Annotated in this window: 16 protein-coding genes; 5 read left to right on the top strand and 11 right to left on the bottom strand. The window is 44.9% G+C overall.

The genetic code is table 11. The features are described 5' to 3' along the window. The first annotated feature begins 219 nt into the window (after nucleotides 1-219). Nucleotides 220-813, top strand: a complete 594-nt coding sequence (locus tag ANME2D_RS10290) for a YIP1 family protein (protein ID WP_052368801.1) — start codon at nucleotides 220-222, stop codon at nucleotides 811-813. A gap of 80 nt (nucleotides 814-893) precedes the next feature. Beyond that, nucleotides 894-1,493, top strand: a complete 600-nt coding sequence (locus tag ANME2D_RS16930; protein ID WP_052368800.1) for a YIP1 family protein — start codon at nucleotides 894-896, stop codon at nucleotides 1,491-1,493. 10 nt (nucleotides 1,494-1,503) lie between these two features. Here the strand turns inward: ANME2D_RS16930 and scpB are convergent, their stop codons facing one another. From scpB to ANME2D_RS10260, 5 genes are all read right to left on the bottom strand, one after another. Next, nucleotides 1,504-2,598 (bottom strand): SMC-Scp complex subunit ScpB, encoded by a 1,095-nt coding sequence (scpB, locus tag ANME2D_RS10280; RefSeq protein WP_048091358.1) that lies wholly within the window; start codon nucleotides 2,596-2,598, stop codon nucleotides 1,504-1,506. After that, nucleotides 2,595-3,290, bottom strand: coding sequence for a segregation/condensation protein A (locus ANME2D_RS10275; protein ID WP_048091356.1), 696 nt, complete (start codon nucleotides 3,288-3,290; stop codon nucleotides 2,595-2,597). The genes scpB and ANME2D_RS10275 overlap by 4 nt, the downstream gene beginning before the upstream one ends. Before the next feature lie 129 nt (nucleotides 3,291-3,419). Next, nucleotides 3,420-4,283, bottom strand: a complete 864-nt coding sequence (gene lipA / locus ANME2D_RS10270) for a lipoyl synthase (protein ID WP_048091354.1) — start codon at nucleotides 4,281-4,283, stop codon at nucleotides 3,420-3,422. A 4-nt stretch (nucleotides 4,284-4,287) separates the two neighbouring features. Then, the gene (locus ANME2D_RS10265; protein ID WP_048091352.1) at nucleotides 4,288-4,809 is read right to left on the bottom strand and encodes a peroxiredoxin; all 522 of its coding nucleotides are present in this window, start codon (nucleotides 4,807-4,809) and stop codon (nucleotides 4,288-4,290) included. Between the two features lie 52 nt (nucleotides 4,810-4,861). Beyond that, nucleotides 4,862-6,142: a class I tRNA ligase family protein gene (locus tag ANME2D_RS10260; RefSeq protein WP_157834065.1), complete on the bottom strand. Its 1,281-nt coding sequence runs from the start codon at nucleotides 6,140-6,142 to the stop codon at nucleotides 4,862-4,864. An 86-nt stretch (nucleotides 6,143-6,228) separates the two neighbouring features. Here ANME2D_RS10260 and ANME2D_RS10255 point away from each other — a divergent pair, with 86 nt between their 5' ends. Further along, nucleotides 6,229-6,555, top strand: a complete 327-nt coding sequence (locus ANME2D_RS10255; protein ID WP_048091348.1) for a DUF2769 domain-containing protein — start codon at nucleotides 6,229-6,231, stop codon at nucleotides 6,553-6,555. Then, on the top strand, nucleotides 6,539-8,038 hold the full coding sequence (locus tag ANME2D_RS10250; protein ID WP_048091346.1) for a glutamate synthase-related protein: 1,500 nt from the start codon (nucleotides 6,539-6,541) through the stop codon (nucleotides 8,036-8,038). The genes ANME2D_RS10255 and ANME2D_RS10250 overlap by 17 nt, the downstream gene beginning before the upstream one ends. 103 nt (nucleotides 8,039-8,141) lie before the next feature. On the opposite strand, the gene ANME2D_RS10245 is transcribed toward ANME2D_RS10250, so the two are convergent. The 6 genes from ANME2D_RS10245 to ANME2D_RS10215 all read right to left on the bottom strand — a co-directional run bounded on the left by ANME2D_RS10245 (nucleotide 8,142) and on the right by ANME2D_RS10215 (nucleotide 12,670). Next, nucleotides 8,142-8,489, bottom strand: coding sequence for a hypothetical protein (locus tag ANME2D_RS10245; protein ID WP_048091344.1), 348 nt, complete (start codon nucleotides 8,487-8,489; stop codon nucleotides 8,142-8,144). A gap of 11 nt (nucleotides 8,490-8,500) precedes the next feature. Further along, nucleotides 8,501-9,133, bottom strand: coding sequence for a helix-turn-helix domain-containing protein (locus ANME2D_RS10240; RefSeq protein WP_048091342.1), 633 nt, complete (start codon nucleotides 9,131-9,133; stop codon nucleotides 8,501-8,503). A 109-nt stretch (nucleotides 9,134-9,242) separates the two neighbouring features. Next, complete coding sequence (locus tag ANME2D_RS10235; protein WP_048091339.1) at nucleotides 9,243-9,536, bottom strand: antibiotic biosynthesis monooxygenase family protein; 294 nt, start codon at nucleotides 9,534-9,536, stop codon at nucleotides 9,243-9,245. A gap of 449 nt (nucleotides 9,537-9,985) precedes the next feature. Beyond that, nucleotides 9,986-11,377 (bottom strand): FAD-binding oxidoreductase, encoded by a 1,392-nt coding sequence (locus ANME2D_RS10225; protein ID WP_048091337.1) that lies wholly within the window; start codon nucleotides 11,375-11,377, stop codon nucleotides 9,986-9,988. A gap of 223 nt (nucleotides 11,378-11,600) precedes the next feature. Continuing rightward, a complete protein-coding gene (locus ANME2D_RS10220; protein ID WP_048091335.1) occupies nucleotides 11,601-11,894 on the bottom strand; it encodes an antibiotic biosynthesis monooxygenase family protein in 294 nt (97 codons plus the stop codon). A 47-nt stretch (nucleotides 11,895-11,941) separates the two neighbouring features. Further along, nucleotides 11,942-12,670: an alpha/beta fold hydrolase gene (locus ANME2D_RS10215; RefSeq protein WP_157834064.1), complete on the bottom strand. Its 729-nt coding sequence runs from the start codon at nucleotides 12,668-12,670 to the stop codon at nucleotides 11,942-11,944. A gap of 188 nt (nucleotides 12,671-12,858) precedes the next feature. Here ANME2D_RS10215 and ANME2D_RS10210 point away from each other — a divergent pair. Further along, nucleotides 12,859-13,775, top strand: a 917-nt coding sequence (locus ANME2D_RS10210) for a hypothetical protein (protein WP_048091332.1), incomplete at its 3' end; no start/stop codon positions are given.

Here is a 13,775-nt window from a genome sequence, read left to right as displayed (position 1 = left end):
TTATAAACTGGTTATTCTGGTCATTGCATGGTTGATTTTAGCATTTAACTTAATCAACAACTAATATATTTAATTGCTATCGATTATAGTTAGATTTAAAGATTGAACTATAAAGTATTATAGCAACATACCAGGAAGTGAACTATCCCATCCTTGCATATTGTATATAATGCAAAAATATATATAATCTGAGACTTCTTTAAGAACTGGTGGTACTATATGGACCTCGTAGAAAAAGTTAAAGGATTCTTGATGGAACCCACAAAGACATTTGATGCATCGAAGGAAGATACTCTGGGCGAAGCACTGAAATATTATATAACTCTTGCAGCGATATACTCAGCTATTTCAGCGCTATTGTTTGCATTCGTTTTTACCATGTCTGGTTCGATGATGGGCTTCGGAGATCTGGGAAGAATGTTCGGTGTAGGTGCAGGAATAGCAGGAGCGATAGCAATCTTCTTGATGGTTTGGATATTTCTGATAATAGGTATATTCATAATAGGAGCAATAGTTCACATCTTTGTATATATTGTAGGCGGGAGAAAGGGAATTACACAGACAATAAAAGCCTTCATGTATGGTCAGACACCTGTACTGTTGTTTGGCTGGATACCGCTTATAGGCCCTATCGCGGGAATATGGGCGTTGGTGCTTGAGGTTCTCGGAATACGGCAACTTCATGAGCTCACGACTGGAAGGGCAATCCTGGCTGTACTCTTACCAATAATAATTATAATGGTGATAATTTTTATAGCAGTGTTTGCAGCATTTATGTTCACCATAGACAGCACGGGCGGTATGGGTTATTAACCCCTGCCTCTTTATCTTTTTCAATAACGGCCAAAGCTTCATATATTTGGCGCATTTTTAATCTATTATAGTGAGCAGTTATGAATTTTTTAGAAAAAGTTAAAGGATTCTTATTGGAGCCATCAAATGCATTTTATCTCTCAAAAGAAGATACATTCTTTCAGGCAATGAAATATTACTTCATTTTAGGAGCTATATATTCAGCCCTTCATACATTTATCTATTCAGATCTTCTAACATTAATGTCTTCATTCTCTGGTACCTGGTTTGATTCTATGGTGGGAAGCCTTGGAATGGTATCAGTTGCTGATCCAGGGATAGAAAGGAAAATAATGATTTTTGCAGACGAATTGCTCTATGCGCTTCCAGGGATATTCATAGGCGGGGCAATCTTCCATATTGGCGTATATATAGCAGGAGGTAAAAAGGGATTTGATCAAACACTAAGAATTACCATGTATGGATCAACTCCGTCATTATTACTTGGCTGGATACCGATTATAGGTATTATAGCAGGGATATGGTCATTGATTCTTCAGACTCTCGGAATCCGCCAACTTCATGAAATTACAATTGGGAGAGCCATTATTGCTGTGCTTATACCTCTCATTATATTGGGTCTATTGACTGTAGTTCTATTCGGAGCGATTTTTTTATTCGGGATAAAAATACCAGTTTGAGGTTAATCCCCTACTTTTTGATCTTTTTTAATCCCTCGATCACCGAATCATACCTCTGGCATATCCTCTTAACAACATCCCTCTCTGCATTTTTATGGGTAGGAACCAGAATATCAGCCCCGTCTCCAATTTCCTTACCCTCACTCGATGTGCCGTAATCAGGCGCTATCTTCACGCCATCTGTTGAGATCCCAAGGCGCAGTTCGCTGATTATTCGTGCGATCATTTCGGTCTGAGGTGCCACTTTTACTGTTATAGAATAGGTTTTTTCGATATAATCATCCTTCAGTCCCAGGATTTGCTCAATACTCTCCTTGATCTTTATTTTACTGCCGTACCCGGAGAGCATATTGATAGAATTAACCACATCATCAAACGTCGTTGCTGAGACCTCAATTATCCTGCCATCGAAGTATTCGCCCACCTGTTCCTGATATCCTTTAGAGATCACAAGCACGCCCAGATCCTGTACCCGATCTCGTTCTTCATCATCAGGATTATATGGATTTACTACTTCGTACTCCGAGATCCCGCAAAGCTGCATCAGCGATTCATACATGGGTGTAACGCCGATTCCCTGCTTCCCAAGCCACTTATCAAGTCCCATCCTCTGCTCTCTGGCAAGCTCTATTATCTTGCGCTTTATAGCCTCCGGGTCTGCGGAATCGAGATTGAAGTACTCGGCAAACCTCGCTGTTGTCCGAAGCAGTCGCGTCCTGCCCTGCGGTACTGCTGATATAAGTCCCCTCTCCTCAAGTTCCCTTACATGGTCATATGCAGCAGCACCTCTCCTGTCGGTAAGCTTAGCCACGGTCAGCGGCTGGTGATAAGCAATCATAGACAGCGTCCGCAGCACTGGCGAACGCAGTTCCTTTGGCGCGATAGATCTAACGCTGTCCGCAAACTCAGGCCTGACCTGCATCACAAACTTGCCCTCTACCTCAACTATCTCAATAGCCGAACCGCGCTGTGTATATTCATCCATTAACTGTCGGACTAACTCCCGTATATTCTTTCCTTTGATAAGGCCCCTGAGCTGTCCCTCATCCAGAGGTTCGCCTGATGCAAACAGAGCAGCTTCTATGATCTCCTTGCCCGTGCTCATGATGCCTCCTGCTTACGGATGAGAAGCTCACCAAAAAACTCCTCCTGCTCAAGCCAGATCTCCTTCCTTGTTGCCAGAAATAAAAGGGCAAGATAGGCCATTATCTTACCTGATCTATCAAGATGATGGGATATATCTGAGAATTTAACATATTTCTGTTTCTCAAACAGTTCGTTCAATAAATTCCTCATCTTCCCAACCCTGCTTTCGATATCTTCTTCATGGGCAATTGATAGTACCTCTTTGAGAGTAGCATGTCTCTCATCCTTTATATGTTTAAAACGCTCAAATCTTCTCTTCTCGATCAGTTCTGCCTTCTTAAGTTCAGATAAAAGTTCCTGAAGTGTCACAGGTCGCCTTGATGAACGGCGAAGAGGCAGTACGGGCACAGGGTAATCGCTGACTTCAAAATCCTCAAACTCATCCTCGATCACCTCAGCAGGTTCATCCACCTCCACAAGTACATTGGATTTCATACGCAACAACATGGCAGCATACAGTAATGTTCTTCCAGAGATGCGTAAATCCATCTTTTCCATCTTCTCAAGCTGATACAGGAACTTATCAGTGACCTGAACTATGTCTATATTCCATGGATCGATCTCACCGCTTCTGGCAAGATTCACCAGTATTTCGATAGGCTCTTCCTGCGTTTCCTCGCCTGATATTACCTCAACCTCTCCTTCGGACATATTTAATTGATATAAATTTGAATAACTTTAATTTATTTACAACTTATTCTTTTGTTTTGATCGGTTTAGCATATATGTTTTTAAATAAGTTCTATACTGTTACTTTAATAGGTCATATTTATATAAGGTTTAGCACAGTCCGAGCCCATCCAATAATTCCTCGGCCATATATGAACTTCTGACAAGAGGCCCGCTGATCACCAGAGGAAATCCCATGTCTTCTGCTTTCCTTTTATAGAATTCGAACTTCTCTTGCGTTAGATATTCCTTAACTTCAAGCTGCTTTACAGTGGGCCTCAGGTACTGGCCCAGGGTAATGATATCAACCCTGGCATTTCTTAGATCATCCATTGTTTTTAGTACCATATCCTCAGTCTCTCCGAGGCCGAGCATAATAGAGGATTTAGTACGGGTGGAAGAGGACATCTGCTTTAAATTCAGCAGCACCTCCATGGACAGCCTGTACCCTGCCCTCCTGTCCCTCGCCATGGCCTGCAATTCCTCGACAGTCTCTATATTATGCCCCACAACATCAGGATGGGCATCTATTACTCTCCTCAGGCACTGGATATCTCCCTGAAAATCAGGGATCAGGATCTCAACCAGTATATTATTATTCATATCTTTTATTGCTCGGATGCAGTCTGCGAAATGCCCTGCACCTCCATCCGGGAGGTCATCCCTGTCCACAGATGTCAGGACAGCGTACCTCAGGTCTGCTTCCCTCACAGCCCTTGCGATCCTTTCAGGTTCGGAAGGATCAAGAGGCTCACCACACCTTCCTTTTTTAACAGCGCAGAACCGACAGCTCCTGGTGCAGGTAGAGCCCATGATCATAAAGGCAGCGGTTCCCCTGCTCCAGCATTCTCCCACATTGGGGCATCTTGCACCTGTGCAGACCGTGTTTAAGCCGTGCTCATGCATGGTTCTCTTTAAATCCAGGAACTTTATCCCTGCAGGAGGTCTTGTTTTAAGCCACTCAGGCTTTACCATATGACTATGTCTTTCCTAACGTGGGCTTCCCCGGCCTCCACTCAACCGGGCACAGCTCACCTGTCTGCAGTGCTTTCAATACTCTCAGTACCTCATCAACGCTTCTGCCAATGTTCATGTCATGGACAACCTGGTATCTGACTATACCCTCCGGGTCTATGATAAACGCACCCCGCAGGCTTACGCCCTTGCTCTCTACTAATACACCATAGCTCCTGCTGATTTCTTTTGTTATATCGCTGAGCAACGGGTACTTTAACTCACCAAGCTCTTTGAGCCATGCCTGGTGGGCATACACACTATCAACACTTACTCCCAGTACCTGGGCATTCAGGTCTGCAAAATCATCGCATCTTTCACTGAACTCAGTGACTTCTGTAGGGCAAACGAACGTGAAATCCCCCGGGTAAAAGAAGAGCACAACCCATTTTCCAGAATAGTCATCCAGATGGATATCCCTGATCTCATTTCGAATTATTCCCTGCATACTGAAGCCTGGCCCCTTCCTTCCAACCTGAACACTCATGATACTCACCTAATATTTCATGGTAATTGTTTGCATATAAACTTACCTGATTCTAGATAAGGGATTGCCCAAACACCTGCAGAACACGGTCTATACTTTTAAGCACAGCAGTAATCCTTTCCGCATCCCCTGGAGTAACCCGGCTCTTCTCTGCAAGCTCAGTAAGTCCTGAGAGAGTATTGAGCATACTATCAAAAGCAGGTTTAACATTAAGGTCATTATCCATATTCTTCTCAAAGTCCCGTTTTAAGCGCATGATCAATTCATTCACTGCGTTATCAGTTTTATGCATACCCGTACCCAGATTCCTGATTGTATTAATCATCCCATATGCCTGTTTTAATTTAAGAGATGTCTTTTTGATCCTATCATGGCTGAAGTCCAGCTTTTTTTTATAATGGCCATATACCAGGAAGAACCGGATCTCTTCACCTGTATACCCTGCTCTCTGGAGATCATCGATATAGATGATATTTCCTCTACTTTTAGACATCTTCTTTCCGTTCACAAGTAGGTGGGCGCAGTGAAGCCAGTAGCGTGCAAGCTGCCTTCCTGAGACCGGTTCAGTGGTGGCGATTATGTAATCGTGGTGACGCACCAGGTTATCTTCTCCCCCTGCGAGGATATCTATGCTAAGACCAAGCGTCTGTAATAACATGGCAGCGTCCTGTATGTTCCATGCAGGCGCTCCCCGGCCAATAGCAGTATCCCAGTAGATAATAGCACCTTCTTTGTACCCGCGCCAGATAATAAAATCCCCCCGGTTCCAGCGGTCGCCCGGATACGTGTCCCTGTGAAAGCGCCGCTTAACGCGCGGCCAGCGGGACATATCCAGGTGCGCGAGTTTGCCAAAACCCTCAAATGTTAATGGGTCAAAATACACATTTCCCTTATACCAGTAGGCATGGCCTTTTTTCAGGAGCTCCTGTATCAGTAGGACCGCCCGGTCAACCGATGTGGAGGATCTGGGGTTACAGGTGGGAGGTTCTATCTTTAGCAGTTTTATATCCTCATAGAATATATCGGCATATTGCTGCGTTAACTCAAGCACGTCCATGTTACGCTTCTGTGCTTCCTCAATGGATTTATCCTCTATATCAGTGAAATTAAGTGCCCGTATAACCCTGTAGCCCAGGTACTCAAGGTACCGCTGCAGGATATCCTCAAAAACAAACGTGCGGTAGTTCCCGATATGCGGCCGCTGGTATATTGAAGGCCCGCAGGTGAACATCTTCACCTCACGGTTCTCAAGAGCCTCAAAAGGCTCAACTGCTCCTGTCATGCTGTTATACAATACAAGCAATTTTATTCCCTTAAATTGGGTTGAATCCACGAACAAATAAATTTTTGCATCCAATAAACAGGAAGACTTTTAACCTTTAGAGTACTTATCTCAGATAGAGATCAGGTGGGGTTTGAATGAATAAGGGTCTAGAATCAAAAGTTCCGTTCATAGTAGAGAATATAACAAGATGTATGTGTCCTGGATGCCCGGTACAGACCGGTAGCCAGTGCGTGAATGAGAAACTGGGAAAACTGGATGAAGTGATGAAGAATGTGAGTGAAGGTAAGGCACCAAAGCCAGAAGATGTTCCCGGTGTGTACTGCTCTAGCGGTATTGCTATGTGCAGTGACCTTGACCCATCGCAGGTATGTATCTGCGGCAGCTGTGCTGTCTGGAGAGATCATAATTTAGTAAACGGGAAGCCAGTGTATTATTTCTGTCAGAATGGAAAGGCACAGTGATTATCATAAGGTTCCGGACACACAGGAGAATAGAGCAAAATGCCTCTGTCCTGATTGCCCGAGTTATCCTCATGACTGTAAAGGAGAAATCTTATACTGTGGCTTAGGTAAAAGTGACTGCGATATTAAAGCAAGAGGATGCAATTGTATTAACTGCCCTGTTTATTATGGGTATAAACTGGATGGATTATTCTACTGCGATAAAGAGGAAGGAGTTGGAGCAAGTAACTTCGTAATGCGTAAAAAGAGATCCAATGAGGATGATTCTTTTTATCAGAGCATAGTACATATTAAGGATATGGCAAACACAGGTGAAAGCATTACCTGTTCAATGGGGTCATTGAAAAAACTACCCTACTCTTTAGATGATCTGCATTTTGTCCCTGCACAGGTAGATAGGATTCCCCTGAGCGATGATGAGGCTGTGAATACAGAAATCATTATCGGCCATGAATCAAAAAAACCATTCAAGGTCTCAACCCCAATTATGATTACCGGGATGAGTTTTGGTGCGGTCTCAAAGAATGTCAGAGAGGTAATCGCATCTTGTGCAAAAGAGTTAAAAATGGCTTTTAACTCCGGCGAAGGTGGAATATTAGAGGACGAGATCAATACTGCACCTGATTATTATATAGGCCAGTATGCAACAGGCAGATTCGGCGTTAGCGAAGATCTGCTAAAGAAGGTAGCTGCCGTTGAGATCAGATTTGGGCAGGGAGCTTATCCGGGTAAAGGAAGTTACTTGCCAGGTAGTAAAATGACCCCGGAGATTGCAAGAATAAGAGGCTTAAAGAGAGGCGAACCTGCAGTTTCTCCTGCATATCATCCTGATATGACCACTCCAGAGAAAATTAAAGAAAAGGTTTCCTGGCTGCGCGATCTAACAGGTGGTGTACCGATTGGTGCAAAGATTGGTTGCGGCAATATTGAAAAAGATCTCCAGGTTCTGGTTGATGCCCGCGTTGATTTTATTGCTATAGATGGTTTTGGCGGAGGCACAGGAGCAACAGATGTTTATGTGAGGGAAAATGTAGGTATTCCAATCTTTGCTGCTCTGCCGCGTGCTTTCAAGTTCCTAAAAGACCTTGGAGTTAAAGAAAGTATCTCTCTTATCGCAGGGGGAGACTTACGTACTTCAGCTGATTTTACCAGATGCCTTGCCCTTGGGGCAGATGCGGTTTATATAGGCACCGCTGCTTTAATTGCAATCAGTTGCGAGCAATACAGGATCTGTTATACCGGCCTGTGCCCGACGGGTGTAACTACTCATAACCCGGTATTACTCACACGACTTAATGTTGAAAATGGTGTTAGAAAACTAACTAATTTTATTAAGATATCAACCCAGGAAATAGCTAATCTAACAAGGATTATGGGAAAAGATGATATTAATAAACTCTATAGCGATGACCTTGTTTCTATGAACAGGGAGCTGGCAGCCATTACCGGCACCAGATGGATAAACGGAGAATATGTGAAATAAGGATTAATGAATCTTTTACTAAAACCCGGCAATTCTAACCACATGCACGGTTGAAATGAAAAAAATAAAAACTATTTTTGTACTGGAATTAATGCTGCTTCAGTCATCTGATATTCCTGTCAGGATCGTGATATATCTTGAAGTGGTAGTCAGTGATCCTGTCAAACCATGTTGATCCACAGCATGAGTATCTATGTCCTAATGCAACATCGACCGCAGTTTCAGTCTGGTTCCAGGGATTACTCTCTCTTAGGGCCCTTCTGAGCAGGATCATGGTAGATCCGGGACTGGTAATCCGGGCCGCGCCAGGTATTTCTTTTCTCATCTTCCCCTGTTGTACCTCCTGAAGTTGTTTTCTACAAGCCGCTAATGCACGGCCTGCATAGACATAGATATGTCCTGATGCAAAATCCGCTTTTTCCCGAACATATAAGGGAGACCTGCCGAACATGTAAGGGAGCTCTATCCCTGAGGAATGCCAAAATACTCAGAGAAAACCCTGCGCTGCCCGGCTCTGAGGATCTCGGACATAGTAGAGGACGACACATCAAAGATCAAAGAGAGATCCCTGAGCCGTATCCTTCTTGGATATTCAAAGTACCCATTGCTGTAAGCAAACTGGAGGATCTCCTCCTGTCTCGGGGTAAGACCGCAGCCACCGGAGGAAGAAGAGATCCGGGTCAGTTGAGCCTCACACCCGTATCTCTTAAGCAGGTCAACCAGGTCAGAGATCGTACCATTGCTCTCTGCTGCAACAGTCCACTCAAGCCATCCCCTGATACTGGATCTTGATGAGACCATGAAACAATCAGATTGCTTAAGGGCCATGCAGGCTGCGCATCGGTCAATAACAACCTCACCCACGACCGCCCGTTCAGATACGCGGGAGAAGCTGGCTCTTAGCACTTCCCTGCGCCTGCGTACATCATCCAATAAAATATCCAGGTTCTCATCTGAACTGATCCTCATTAGCCCTCTGCCGCCCCTGGATTCATAGGGCACGCACCCGAAAACCCTGATATGCACATCATGATCAGACAGCAACTGTGTCATCCAGTTATCTGGAATTCTCAGCAGCAATGTCGCCCACCTCATGTAAGAATCACCTTACCTTATTATTAATAAATACAATGGCATATAGTGTTTTTATGGGGTTGAATATGCATTCAATTTAATGATGAACACCTACATCAAAATTTATCGATTAAGGGAGATTATGTACAATATCATATATTTCTACACGTGGTGAAGCCTTGACTTTTTGGAATAGTTCAATGGCTTTAGGTATCTGTGTACTACTTCTATATTTTTCTAAAGCCTCACGACTTTCCCACACAGTTTCAATTCTATAAATTTCTGGATTGTCACCATTTCTTAACAGGGATGACCTTAGCCAACCTGGTGGAAATGGTCCTTGTTTTAGGGATGCGTAAGCCATTTCAAATTCTCTTGCCTTAGAAATAGGCACCTTTCCTTCTACTACAGTTATAACTTCCATATTTTCACCTTTCAATCTTTATCTTCTATTGGTTCCATAAACCATGCTCACTCTGTTAGGTATCCCAGGACCTCTCGTAAGAAGAGTTCCGGCGCGGTCTGGTCAGCAATATGTTGTTGACCCGGCATGACAGCAATCCGACTGTTTGGCAGTGCCGCGTCTTGTGGCTCGAATTGTTCAACTTCTATGGTCTCCCCGATTGTCGCAAAAAACTGCCCACATGCTCGCGACTGCGGTACCTACCGGCAAAGGGTATGTCCGCCGGTCCAGGAAACAGCCAGTCAATATCTTCTGCTAGCATGTTCAGTATAGTCGGAATATCACCCTGTCCAAAGGCTGTGTAAATCCGCTCCACTGCCTTCACGTTTTCTTGTTCGTTCATCATTACCTCCTTTCCATTTATTAATTATGGGTATCAGTTCCTTCTAATGAATTGTGCTGAGTTGCAGTCATTTTCTTGGCTTGATGTTCTGGTTGAGACTGAAGAAGTTCGTCGGATCGTATTTGTTCTTCAGCGCTGCGAGCCGCTCGTACTTCTCTCCACCATAGGCAGCCATGATACGTTTTTCCCCCTCAATGCCCAGGAAGTTCACATACACCCCGCCAGTTGAGAATGGTTCCGTGGAGGCAAAAAATTCACGCGCCCATTCGATATGCTCATCGGATTCCTGCGGTTCAGTCCACACCGCATTGATCAAGATAGCATGCTGGCCATAGCGGTCGCCAAAGGATGTCTCGTCCTCATCGACACGGCTTAAAGCACCTCCAAGATGGGGCAAAATTGTGAAGGACAATGGCGATCGAGTACTCCAGGCGTGGGCGATGAGAGCATCGATGGCATCGTCGCTCAGATTTGCCAAGTAGCCCGATTTGAAGTAGACAAGTCGCCCAGGTGGAGCATCTAAGTCGAACATTCTATGGAACACCTTGTAGGACATCGGGCCGATTGTATCTGCAAGAGGTGGACCGAACTCTCTTAGCGGCAGCACAATCCGTTCACCTTCCTCAATCGGCCCGGCGTAACAGACGGCGATGGCGACCACATGGGTGCCATGTATGTGCTCCGGCAGGAATGGTACTTTTGGTGCGGTCCTGAGAAAGATCATGGAACCGAGTTCATCAGGGACCGTGGCAACATACTCTCGATAGAACTTCAGAACCTCTTTCGCCTTCTTTGCCGGATGAACAACCAAACCCGCCAGCACCATAGGGCCGAGTGGGTGGAGCTGGTACTCAAAAGATGTGACAATACCAAAGTTCCCACCTCCGCCTCGCAGACCCCAGAAAAGATCTGCGTTCTCTGTTTTACTGGCAGTCAGAAACCGGCCATCTGCAGTGACCACGTCCACAGACAGGAGGCTATCGCATGTGAGACCGTACTTGCGCATGACCCACCCGATGCCACCACCGAGTGTAAGCCCTGCAATTCCAGTCGTGGATACATAACCTCCGTTAGTCACCAAGCCGAATGCTTGGGTCTCATGATTGAAATCACCCCAAACCAAACCAGCTTGGGCTCTGGCAGTGCGCGTGATCGGGTCTACCCATATTCCTTTCATCCGTGACAGGTCAATGACTATGCCACCGTCACAGACTGCGTTGCCTGCGACGTTGTGTCCGCCGCCGCGCACCGCTACCAGCAGGTTATTGCTTCGGGCGAAGTTGATAGCCTCGATGACGTCAGCGACTCCTGTACAGCGTGCTATGAGCGCAGGGCGCTTGTCAATCATCCCGTTCCATACCTTGCGGGCGTCATCGTAACCGGCATCACCGGGACGGATGAGCTCACCGCGCAGACTGCCTTTAAATTTTTGAATTGTTCCTTCATCAATTTTGACCATAATTATTTTCCTCCTTTTGATACACCCTTCGCCTGATGGTTTATTTTCTGCTCCCTTTTAAGATAAACCTATCAGGTAGGCATTCACTCTCATTATTTTGTTTACTCACATTCATATAAATAAATTTCTGTGATGCAAGGTGTTCTTGACTACGGAAATTGAAAAAGTAGATATCTATCACACTGCTACCTGTCTACAAACAGGCGCCGTCATAATTTATCGATCAAGGGAGATTATGTACAATATCATATATTTCTACACGTGGTGAAGCCTTGACTTTTTGGAATAGTTCAATGGCTTTAGGTGTCTGTGTACTACTTCTCATTTTATCCAAAGCTTCACGACTTTCCCACGCAGTTTCAATTCTGTAGATTTCTGGATTGTCACTATTTCTTAACAGGGATGACCTCAGCAAACCTGGTGGAAATGGTTCTTGTTTGAGGGATTCGTAAGCCGCTTCAAATTCTCCTGCCTTAGAAATAGGCACCTTTCCTTCTACTATAGTTATAACTTCCATGTTTTCACCTTTTAATCTTTATCTTCTATTAGCTCCATCAACCATGCTCACTCTACCAGGAATCCTATTACCTCTCGTAGAAAGAGTTCCGGTGCCGTGCTCATTGCGATATGTTGTTGCCCGGGCATGACAGCAATCCGACTGTTTGGCAGCGCCGCGTTCACAGCTTCTACAGAAGCTTTCATGAAGAGATGGCTTTCGCCGCCGAGCAGAAGCAGTGTCGAGGTGCTCATATCCTTAAAGCGCTCTGGTTCGAACCTATATCGCTTATGCGCTCTTATCTCGCGAGTAATCGTGTGTGCCGCAGCCACCCTCGCCGACCAGGCAGGCTGCGATTGCGAAAGCGCAAGCTCGCGGGAAGTTATACCCGCAACTTCACGATAGAAGGTGACGACGACTCCTTCCCGGTCGCCAGCATCCAACAGCGCCTGGAGGCGTTCTACAATTCCTTCAGGGTAAAGCTGGAAGCCTGCCAGGGGTAATGGCGGTTCGTACAAGACCAGCTTGTGAATGTTTTGGCTGAGCAGCGCCGCCTCTAGAGAAAAGATGGCACCAGAGGAATGACCGAGCAGGTTGACCTGTTGGTTTACCTGTTCCCCGATTGAGTCCACAACCGCGGCTATATCCTCGAACTCGCGCTCGATAGCGTGGGCATCGGCATCCCCACTCTCGCCACGGCCGCGCCGATCAACAGCATACACGCTAAAGTGCTGCCTGAGGGTCGGAAGGATAGGTGCCCAGCGTGCATGAGAAGCAACCGCGCCGTGCACGAGCACCAGCGGCGGCCCCGCATCGCTGTGTTCATAAGCGATGGGTGTACCATTTTAGAGATTATCTTTTCCATTTTGTCCATATGTAACCCCCTTCATTTCTTTAATAATCAATCGTATCCGATGTACTTATAATTTTCCCAACAGCCGAACCCATCCAATAAATCATAATAATAAACCCCTCACTCTAATTTATGACAACAGAGGAGGGGTGGGGTACGACCCCAGAGATATATCACCTTGCAGAGTATAAAAGCATAACTTTTGTTGAAACGAAAGAACACCCGCTATTTTGTGTAAAAAAGCCTTTATCCGTGATGGAATGGCTGCCTTTGATGGGTATTACAATTCCAGCTACACTCATACCTGGAAATATAATAGCTGTTATAAAAGAAGAACTATCGATCGAAGATGTTGCTGAACTGATTGCAGGAAGAGTAACCGGTTCTTTGATTCAAGAAATAGCCAGAGAAGAAAGGAACTCACTCAGGAATGAGAAAAAGCGACCATGGTCAATAAAAACGAGGAGACCATTCAGAGGCATAATCGATAGGGTCGAGATAACCTTTAGAGAAAGCATAGAGCTGGCAGAAAAAGTAGCCAAAGAATTTGGCTCTCCATTTGAACTCTCGAACAGAGGCAGACCTCAGGAATATGATCTAATAAAACTAGCAGCCGCCATACTGGTCAAAGGAATGAGGTCATTTGTGGATCTCTCCACAGATTTAAAAAATATTGAATATGATATGACAATTAAAGGCAGCGGAAAATATCCTTGCCCTTCAGAATTACACACCATCTTTCAAAAAATACCGAAAGAATGGTTAGAAATGGCATTGCAGAGACTTGATGAGCTATCTGTTAAGGAGTTCTCTAAATTTGGCGAAAATTTAGACGTTTTTGTAATAGATGGTTCTGCTCTAACCGCAGAGACATTAATAGAGCGGGAAGTGCTGACAAAAACAAGACTGATTAGAGAGTATTTTGAGTACCAGGCCACCATAAGAACAACTACGAATACAATACGGGGAATAAAAGAACATTCAAATAAAATATCCAATATTATTTCCCTCTTACCCCAGGGTTCGACAGTTACAGCGGATGCCGAATT

Source organism: Candidatus Methanoperedens nitratireducens, from assembly GCF_000685155.1.
GTDB classification, from domain to species: domain Archaea; phylum Halobacteriota; class Methanosarcinia; order Methanosarcinales; family Methanoperedenaceae; genus Methanoperedens; species Methanoperedens nitratireducens.
The sequence above is the reverse complement of the archived record's forward strand: the minus strand, read 5'-3'. Positions and strand labels throughout refer to the sequence as shown.

Excerpts from the sequence above, each read along its gene's own strand:
- ANME2D_RS10290 (WP_052368801.1), top strand. The coding sequence starts at position 220 with ATGGACCTCGTAGAAAAAGTTAAAGGATTCTTGATGGAACCCACAAAG.
- ANME2D_RS16930 (WP_052368800.1), top strand. The coding sequence starts at position 894 with ATGAATTTTTTAGAAAAAGTTAAAGGATTCTTATTGGAGCCATCAAAT.
- scpB (WP_048091358.1), bottom strand. The coding sequence starts at position 2,598 with ATGAGCACGGGCAAGGAGATCATAGAAGCTGCTCTGTTTGCATCAGGC.
- ANME2D_RS10275 (WP_048091356.1), bottom strand. The coding sequence starts at position 3,290 with ATGTCCGAAGGAGAGGTTGAGGTAATATCAGGCGAGGAAACGCAGGAA.
- lipA (WP_048091354.1), bottom strand. The coding sequence starts at position 4,283 with ATGGTAAAGCCTGAGTGGCTTAAAACAAGACCTCCTGCAGGGATAAAG.
- ANME2D_RS10265 (WP_048091352.1), bottom strand. The coding sequence starts at position 4,809 with ATGAGTGTTCAGGTTGGAAGGAAGGGGCCAGGCTTCAGTATGCAGGGA.
- ANME2D_RS10255 (WP_048091348.1), top strand. The coding sequence starts at position 6,229 with ATGAATAAGGGTCTAGAATCAAAAGTTCCGTTCATAGTAGAGAATATA.
- ANME2D_RS10250 (WP_048091346.1), top strand. The coding sequence starts at position 6,539 with ATGGAAAGGCACAGTGATTATCATAAGGTTCCGGACACACAGGAGAAT.
- ANME2D_RS10245 (WP_048091344.1), bottom strand. The coding sequence starts at position 8,489 with ATGTTCGGCAGGTCTCCCTTATATGTTCGGGAAAAAGCGGATTTTGCA.
- ANME2D_RS10240 (WP_048091342.1), bottom strand. The coding sequence starts at position 9,133 with ATGAGGTGGGCGACATTGCTGCTGAGAATTCCAGATAACTGGATGACA.
- ANME2D_RS10235 (WP_048091339.1), bottom strand. The coding sequence starts at position 9,536 with ATGGAAGTTATAACTGTAGTAGAAGGAAAGGTGCCTATTTCTAAGGCA.
- ANME2D_RS10225 (WP_048091337.1), bottom strand. The coding sequence starts at position 11,377 with ATGGTCAAAATTGATGAAGGAACAATTCAAAAATTTAAAGGCAGTCTG.
- ANME2D_RS10220 (WP_048091335.1), bottom strand. The coding sequence starts at position 11,894 with ATGGAAGTTATAACTATAGTAGAAGGAAAGGTGCCTATTTCTAAGGCA.